This is a genomic window from Mesorhizobium sp. M4A.F.Ca.ET.022.05.2.1, assembly GCF_003998845.1.
Taxonomy (GTDB): domain Bacteria; phylum Pseudomonadota; class Alphaproteobacteria; order Rhizobiales; family Rhizobiaceae; genus Mesorhizobium.
Map to the genome: position 1 here is coordinate 23,602 of NZ_RZOJ01000027.1, position 8,130 is coordinate 31,731.

General features: G+C 65.0%; 5 protein-coding genes. 2 read left to right on the plus strand and 3 right to left on the minus strand.

What is annotated here, in order from left to right:
* Positions 1–35: 35 nt before the first annotated feature.
* A complete protein-coding gene (gene galE, locus EN745_RS05535) occupies positions 36–1,031 on the minus strand; it encodes a UDP-glucose 4-epimerase GalE (RefSeq protein ID WP_126056566.1) in 996 nt (331 codons plus the stop codon).
* 274 nt (positions 1,032–1,305) lie between these two features.
* Between galE and hemA the strand changes: the two genes are divergently transcribed.
* On the plus strand, positions 1,306–2,583 hold the full coding sequence (gene hemA / locus EN745_RS05540) for a 5-aminolevulinate synthase (protein WP_126056567.1): 1,278 nt from the start codon (positions 1,306–1,308) through the stop codon (positions 2,581–2,583).
* A gap of 292 nt (positions 2,584–2,875) precedes the next feature.
* On the opposite strand, the gene EN745_RS05545 is transcribed toward hemA, so the two are convergent.
* Together EN745_RS05545 and mscL are read right to left on the minus strand one after the other, a co-directional pair.
* The gene (locus EN745_RS05545) at positions 2,876–4,042 is read right to left on the minus strand and encodes a pyridoxal phosphate-dependent aminotransferase (RefSeq protein WP_127420729.1); all 1,167 of its coding nucleotides are present in this window, start codon (positions 4,040–4,042) and stop codon (positions 2,876–2,878) included.
* 107 nt (positions 4,043–4,149) lie between these two features.
* Positions 4,150–4,572, minus strand: a complete 423-nt coding sequence (gene mscL / locus EN745_RS05550) for a large conductance mechanosensitive channel protein MscL (RefSeq protein WP_127420730.1) — start codon at positions 4,570–4,572, stop codon at positions 4,150–4,152.
* Positions 4,573–4,816: 244 nt separating this feature from the next.
* Here mscL and EN745_RS05555 point away from each other — a divergent pair.
* Positions 4,817–8,130, plus strand: a 3,314-nt coding sequence (locus EN745_RS05555) for a PAS domain-containing hybrid sensor histidine kinase/response regulator (RefSeq protein ID WP_189362967.1), incomplete at its 3' end; no start/stop codon positions are given.

Below are 8,130 nucleotides of genomic sequence, written 5' to 3' on the forward strand. Positions count from 1 at the left end.
GCAGGACGAGCCCTTGGGCTCGCAAGCTGATTGGGTCAGCCGCGTGCCGAGTTCTTGCCGCTGAGGATGCGTTCCCAGGCCAGCGCGTCGGCAACGATCTGATCGAGATCGTCGCGCTGCGGCGTCCAACCAAGCTCAGCGCGGGCAAGCTCGGAGTTGGCGACAATGGCGGCGGCGTCGCCGGGGCGGCGGTCGCCCATCTTGACCTCGAAATCACGGCCGAAGGCGCGGCGCACGCTGTCGATTACTTGCAGCACCGAGTAACCGTGGCTGTAGCCGCAATTGGCGACCAGGCTGGTGCCGCCTTCGCGTAGCCGCTGCAGCGCCAGCCGGTGCGCCGCCGCCAGATCGCTGACATGGATGTAATCGCGGATACAGGTGCCATCCGGGGTGGGATAGTCAGTGCCGAACACCTGCATGAAGGGGCGCTTGCCGAGCGCGGTCTCGCAGGCGACCTTGATCAGATGCGTGGCGCCCGGCGTCGACTGGCCGGTGCGGCCCTTGGGATCGGCGCCGGCGACGTTGAAATAGCGCAGCGCCGTATAGCGGATATCGTGCGCCTTCGCCGCGTCGCGCAACATCCACTCACTCATCAGCTTGGAAAGGCCGTAGGGCGATACCGGCGAAAGCCCGGCATCCTCGCGCACCGGTTCCAATCCGGCGCCACCATAGACCGCGGCGGTGGAGGAGAAGATGAAATGCGGCACGCCCTCGCGCACGGCCGTTTCGATCAGGGTGCGCGTCTTGGAAGTGTTGTTCTCGTAGTAGCCGAGCGGATCGGCGACCGACTCTGGCACCACGATCGAGCCGGCGAAATGGATGATGGCATCGACCTTGTTGTCCCTGATGATCTGGCCGACCAGTTCGCGGTCGGCGACATCGCCGACGACGAGCCTGGCCTCCGGCGCCACCGCCCATTCGAAGCCGGTCGAAAGCCGGTCAAGAACGACAACGCTCTCGCCCGCGTCCAGAAGCTCCCAGACCATATGGCTGCCGATATAACCGGCACCGCCCGTCACCAAAACCGTCATACGCGTCCTCGCTGATCAAGATTTGTTGGAAACTGTCTCAAGGCCGCCTTACTGGAAAGCGCGCCGCAAGGCGAATAAAACTCCAGTGTCAAATGCGTAACAGTCGCCGGGGCCCAAGGCATCGTACTGAAACAAAGTTGATCCACATCAAGGGAATAGGCCACGATCCGTGGTCGTTAGGAACACGCTTGGGGCGTGGCATTTTGACCAAAGGGCCCCGGTGGACGCCTGATGGGGCAATGACTATGATCCGGCACAAAATCGGGAAGGCGACATGAACTACCAGCGGTTCTTCGAGGAAGCGATCGACCAGCTCCATGCGGAGCGGCGCTACCGCGTTTTCGCCGACCTCGAACGCATTGTCGGCAAGTTCCCGCGAGCCATCTGGCGTTCCAACGGCCGCGCCCAGGAAATCACCGTCTGGTGCTCCAACGACTATCTCGGCATGGGCCAGCATCCCGACGTTATCGACGCTTTCCAGAAGGCTGCCGGCAAGATGGGGTCGGGCGCCGGCGGCACCCGCAACATCTCCGGCACCAGCAACCCGCTGGTGGAGCTTGAACTGGAACTGGCCGACCTGCACGACAAGGAAGCAGCGCTCGTCTTCACCTCCGGCTTCGTCTCCAACGAGGCCTCGATCTCGACCATCGCACGGCTTCTGCCGAACTGCCTGATCATCTCGGACGAGCTCAACCACGCTTCGATGATCGAGGGCGTGCGCCGTTCGGGCGCCGAAAAGAAGATCTTCCGCCACAATGACGTCGCGCATCTGGAGAGCCTGCTGCAGGCTGCGGGACGCGAGCGCGCCAAGCTGATCGTCTTCGAGAGCGTCTATTCGATGGATGGCGACATCGCCCCGATCAAGCAGATCGTCGACCTCGCCGAGCGCTACAACGCTATGACCTATATCGACGAGGTCCATGCGGTGGGCATGTACGGTCCGCGCGGCGGCGGCATTACCGAGCGCGAGGGGCTGGCCGACCGCATCGACATCATCGAAGGCACGCTCGCCAAGGCCTTCGGCACGCTCGGCGGCTACATCACCGGCACCAGCGCGGTGATCGATGCCGTGCGCTCCTATGCGCCGGGCTTCATATTCACCACGGCGCTGCCGCCGGCTGTTGCCGCCGCCGCCACCACCTCGATCCGGCATCTGAAGCGCTCGCAGGCCGAGCGCGACGCGCAGCAGCGCCAGGCGTCGCGGACTAAGGAGGTGCTTGCCGCCGCCGGCCTGCCGGTGATGGAATCGTCCACCCACATCGTGCCGGTGCTGGTCGGCGATCCCGAACTTTGCAAGATGGCCAGCGACCGCCTGCTCGGCGTCCACGGCATCTACATCCAGCCGATCAACTATCCGACGGTGCCGCGCGGCACCGAGCGGCTGCGCATCACGCCGACGCCGTTCCATTCGGACGCGCTGATCGCCGAACTTCAGGACGCCCTGGTCGAGACCTGGGACGCGCTCGGCATCCCCTATGCCTCGAGCGGCCGGCCGTCCGTCGCCAAGAGCGACCGGATCATTCCCCTGCTGGTGCCGAAGTCGGGCGGGTGACCTGCTGGTGGTTCGTGGGCGGTGATGCGTAACAGGTCCTGCCAATCATAGAACGCTGGCGCTGCCCCTCATTGTCCTGCCGGATATTTCTCCCCGTGAAGAACGGGGAGAAAAGCGCTGGCGTTGATGGTTTCGCCACCTGGCGCGTCGCAGAAAGAGCGGCGAGGTTGCGGCCCTCCCTTCTCCCCGTCCTTCACGGGGAGAAGGTGCCGGCAGGCGGATGAGGGGCGGCACCGCCCTTGAAAGTAAGCCGTTCAGGCAAGAACTTGCCTGACGCACAATCCAGCCTTGCTCACACCGTCTTGATCCACTTCGCCAGGCGATGCGCCGCTTCCTCGAGCTGGTCGAGGCGGCGGTGGAAGCATAGCCTGAGGAAGGCCTCGCCGCCGGGTCCGAATGCGGTGCCTGGCGCCAGGCCGACATTGGCATGGTCGACGATGTCGAAGGCGGCGGTGCGGGAATCGGTGATGCCGTCGACGGTGAAGAACAGATAGAAGGCGCCCTGCGGCACGGTGAAGCGCGCCTTGCCGGTCGCGCCCAGAATGCCGCAGACCAGGTCGCGCGCGGCGTGCGCACGCTCGACCTGTTCGACGATGAAGGCATCCCCCTCGTCGAGGGCTGCGACGGCGCCGCGCTGCATGAACTGGGCGACGCCCGAGGTCGAATACTGGATCAGGTTCTCGAACACCTGCTGCAAGGCGGGGTGGGTCCTGATCCAGCCGACGCGCCAGCCCGTCATCGCCCAGTTCTTGGAGAAGCTGTTGACGAACAGGATACGGTCTTCCGCCGTCGATACATCGAGGAAGGACGGCGCGCGGCCGCTTCCATAGTGGAAATGCGAGTAGATCTCGTCGGCAATGATCCAGACGCCGCTTTGGCGGGCAAGATCGAGGATCGCCTGCAGCGTCTCCCTGTCAGCGGTCCAGCCGGTCGGGTTGGACGGCGTGTTGACGAACAGCGCCTTGGTGCGCGGCGTGATCGCGGCCGCGATCTTGTCGACGTCGCAGGACCAGCCATTGCCGGACGGATCGAGTGTGACCGCAACCGGAACGGCGCCCGCAACCCCTGCCGCGGCGGCGAAATTCGGCCAGGCCGGCGACAGATAGATCACCTCGTCGCCCTGGCCGGCGAGTGCGTCGATCGCAAGCTGGATGGCATGCATGCCCGACGCGGTGACGATGAATTCCTCCTCGGCGAAGCTCTTGGTGAAATGCCGTCCATAGTAGCGGGCAAGCGCCTGCCGGAGCTCCGGAATGCCCTTCTGCCAGGTGTAGAAGGTCTCGCCGGCGGCCAGCCCGCGGGCGGCGGCATCGCTGATGAAGGAAGGCGTCGGCAGGTCACCCTCGCCGGCCCAGAGCGGGATCATGCCGTCGCGCAGCCGGCCGTGGTTGATCACGGCCACGATGCCGCTTTCGGGTGCGGCGCGCGCCTCGGCGCGCAAGGTCTGAATGAGCGTCATGCAAAAATCCGTTCCGTTTCGCGACTGCTAGCGCCTTTTACGACGGCCGAAAACAGAAAACCCCGGCCGCGAGCGACCGGGGTTTTGGTCCAGAAATCCGCTTCGCGCTATTTCCTGGCCAGCAGATCGCGAATTTCGGTAAGCAGTGCGATATCGGCCGGCGGCGGAGCAGCTGGTGCTGCAGGCTTCTCGCGCTCGAGCCGCTTGCGCATGCCGTTCACGGCCTTGACCATCAGGAAGATGATGAAGGCAAGGATGAGGAAGTTCAGCACCGCGGTGATGAAGCTGCCATAAGCAAAAACGGCGCCCTCTTTCTTGGCGTCGACCAACGCCGTCGAATGAACGTTCGAGGACAGTCCAAAGAAGTAGTTGTTGAAGTCCAGCCCGCCGAAGATCGCACCGACGATCGGCATGATGACGTCGTCGACCAGCGAAGTAACGATCTTGCCGAAGGCGGCGCCGATGATGACGCCGACGGCCAGGTCCATGACATTGCCCTTGGAAATGAATTCCTGGAATTCTTTCAGCATTCGACCCTCCTTGCCGTGGCCATGTTGCCGTCCCCAGCTTCCGCTCGGCGCTAGCCCACGCCCACCATAACAAAAACCCCCGGTTGCAAAACGGGAAAATGGGGCCAAGGCGCCGCTTTCTGCCGGTCAGGGGCGGCCACTGCCCTCCGCCTATGCGCCGAAAGCCGTGATGGACTCGCCCCCAAAGCTGTGGTTGCGTCGGGCATCGGCCGGCGGGAGACCGGCCAGGGAGGAAGTTCGAACCGTGCAAGGCTGGTTCATCGTCATCATCGCGATCGCCTATGTGACGCTGCTGTTCGCCATCGCCAGCATTGGCGACCGGCGCTCCGCGTCCACGCCAGGCCGGGCGCGACCTTTCATCTATGCGCTCAGCCTCGCCATCTACTGCACCTCCTGGACCTTCTTCGGCTCGGTCGGCCTCTCCTCGGAGCGCGGCCTGGAATTCCTCGGCATCTATGCCGGACCGGTGCTGGTGTTCGTGTTCGGCTTTCCGCTGCTCAACCGCATCGTCAGGCTGGCCAAGACCGAGAAGATCACATCGGTCGCCGACTTCCTCGGCGCGCGCTACGGCAAGAGCTTCGCCGTCTCGGCGATCGCCACGCTGATCGCGACCATCGGCGCGGTGCCCTATATTGCGCTGCAGCTGAAGGCGATCTCCGGCTCGGTCAGCCTGATGGTCGAGCACTACACCGGCTCGCCGCCCTCCTTCGACCCGTTCGTCAGCGACATCTCACTGGTGGTGGCGATGCTGCTCGCGCTGTTCGCGGTGCTGTTCGGCACCCGCCATGCCGACGCCACGGAGCACCAGGACGGGCTGGTGCTGGCGGTGGCGGTGGAAACCGTGGTCAAGCTCGCCGCCTTCCTCGCCATCGGCCTGATGGTGACGTTCCTGATCTTCGGCGGTCCGGGCGACATGTTCGACAAGCTGGCCAACAACGCGCAGGCGCGGCAGGCCATGGGCTACGGCACGTCGCTCGCCACCTGGCTGGTGCTGACCTGCCTCAGCGGATTTGCAATTCTGATGCTGCCGCGCCAGTTCTACGTCACCATCGTCGAGAATCGCAGCGAGGCGGAACTGCGCACCGCGACCTGGGTGTTCCCGCTCTATCTGGTGGCGATCAACCTGTTCGTCCTGCCGATCGCCTTCGCCGGCCTGGCGCTGGTCGGCGACAGGACCAGCAGCGACCTCTACGTCTTGTCGCTGCCCCTGTTCAGCGGCCATGATCTGCTGGCCATGGCCGCCTTCATCGGCGGCCTGTCGGCGGCGACTGCGATGGTCATCGTCGAGAGCGTGGCGCTGTCGATCATGATCTCCAACGACCTCGTCATCCCGCTGTTCGTGCGCCGCCTGGTCAGAACCTCTAGCTCGGAAAACGAGGACTGGTCGACGCTGATCCTCAATGTGCGGCGCGGGGCGATCTTCATCATGCTGTTCATCGCCTTCCTCTATTATCGCGAGAGCACCAACAGCGCGCGGCTGTCCTCGATCGGCCTGATGTCGTTCGCGGCCATCGCGCAGTTTGCGCCGGCGCTGATCGGCGGGCTGATCTGGCGCGGCGCCAACGGCAGGGGGGCCGCGCTCGGTATGGTCGCCGGCATTCTGGTGTGGGCTTACACGCTGCTCCTGCCTTCGCTGGTGGGTCCCGACGCCGACATCATCGTCCACGGCCTGTTCGGTTTCGAGGCGCTTCGGCCGCAGGCGCTGTTCGGCACCGTCGCCGAGCCGCTGAACCATGGCGTGCTGTGGAGCCTGTCGATCAACGCACTGTTCTTTGTGCTCGGCTCGCTCTCCCGCGCGTCGGTGCCGCTGGAGCGCATCCAGGCGGCGATCTTCGTGCCGCGCGAAGCCGGCCCGATGCCCAGCCTGCGCCGCTTCCGCACCGCCGTCACCGTCAACGACCTCAAGGACACGATTTCCCGCTATCTCGGCGTGGAGCGCACGGAGCGCTCCTTCCAGTCGTTCGAGAAGAGCAATGGTGTGACGCTGCATGGCAATGAGCAGGCCAACATGGATGTCACCCGCTTCTCGGAACAGCTTTTGGCGAGCGCCGTCGGCTCGTCCTCGGCGCGGCTGATCCTGTCGCTGCTGTTCCGCCGCAACGATCGCGATTCCAGGGACGCCTTCCGCCTGCTCGACGACGCCACCGAGGCGCTGCAGCACAATCGCGACCTGCTGCAGATCGCGCTCGACCAGATGGAGCAAGGCATCACCGTCTTCGACCGGGATTTCCGCCTCATCTGCTGGAACCGCCAGTACCGGGCGCTGTTCGGCCTGCCCGACGAAATGGGCCAGGTCGGCGTCTCGCTCGACCGGATCCTGCGCCACCTCGCCGAACGCGGCGATATTGCGGCCGACCAGCGGGTGGCGATGCTCAACCGGCTGACCAGCTTCGACGGTCCCTGGCAGATGGAGCTGAAGACCAGCGGCCGCATCCTGGAGTTGCGCTCCAACCCGATGCCGGACGGCGGCATCGTCGCCACCTATGCCGACATTTCCGGCCGCGTCGAGCAGGACCTGGCGCTGAAGAGGGCCAATGAATCGCTGGAGCAGCGGGTGAAGACCCGCACCATCGAACTGACCCGCGTCAACGAAGAGCTGGCGCAGGCGCAGATGCTGGCCGAGGAGGCCAATCTCGGCAAAACGCGCTTCCTCGCCGCCGCCGGCCACGACATCCTGCAGCCGCTCAACGCCGCCCGGCTCTACTGCTCGTCGCTGATCGAGAAGCACGGCAAGGGTCCCGCCGGCAAGGCCGCGGTCAACATCGAATCCTCGCTGGAGTCGGTCGAGACCATTTTGGGCGCCGTGCTCGACATTTCCCGGCTCGACGCAGGCGCCATGAAGCCCGACGACACCGCCTTCAGCCTCGATGGGCTGCTCCGCCAGATCGGCACCGACTTCCGGCCGATGGCAGCCGAAAAGAAGCTCGAACTCACCATCATGCCGTCGTCGCTCACCGTGGTGACGGATCGCAACCTCTTGCGCCGCCTGATCCAGAACCTGGTATCGAACGCGATCAAATACACCCGCCATGGCCGCATCCTGGTTGGCGTAAGGCGGCGGGGGTCGCTGGCCGAGATCCAGGTGATCGACACCGGCATCGGCATTGCTGGCGACGAGCTGAACACGGTGTTCCACGAATTCACCCGGCTGGACGAAGGCGCGCGCGAGGCCGAGGGGCTTGGCCTTGGCCTTTCGATCGTCGACCGTATCGCCAGGGTGCTGAGGCTGGAGATCCGCATCTTCTCCAATCCCGGCAAAGGCACGCGCTTCTCCGTCATCCTGCCGGTGGCCGCGGTCGCGGCTCCCCGGCGCGAGATCGAGAAGGCGCCGGCGCGCGTGGCCTCCTCGCTTGCCGGCCTCAAGGTGCTGTGCATCGACAACGATGCCCGCATTCTCGACGGCATGCGGCTGTTGCTCGAAGGCTGGGGCTGCCATGTCGAAACGCTCACCGGCGCCTGGCAGGTGGCGGGATCGGCGGAGAGCCGGCCAGACATCGTGCTGGCGGACTATCATCTCGACAGCGGCACCGGGCTCGACGCGATCGCGACGCTGCGAGC

Coding starts and splice junctions, on each gene's coding strand:
- galE (WP_126056566.1), bottom strand. CDS start 1,031: ATGACGGTTTTGGTGACGGGCGGTGCCGGTTATATCGGCAGCCATATG.
- hemA (WP_126056567.1), top strand. CDS start 1,306: ATGAACTACCAGCGGTTCTTCGAGGAAGCGATCGACCAGCTCCATGCG.
- EN745_RS05545 (WP_127420729.1), bottom strand. CDS start 4,042: ATGACGCTCATTCAGACCTTGCGCGCCGAGGCGCGCGCCGCACCCGAA.
- mscL (WP_127420730.1), bottom strand. CDS start 4,572: ATGCTGAAAGAATTCCAGGAATTCATTTCCAAGGGCAATGTCATGGAC.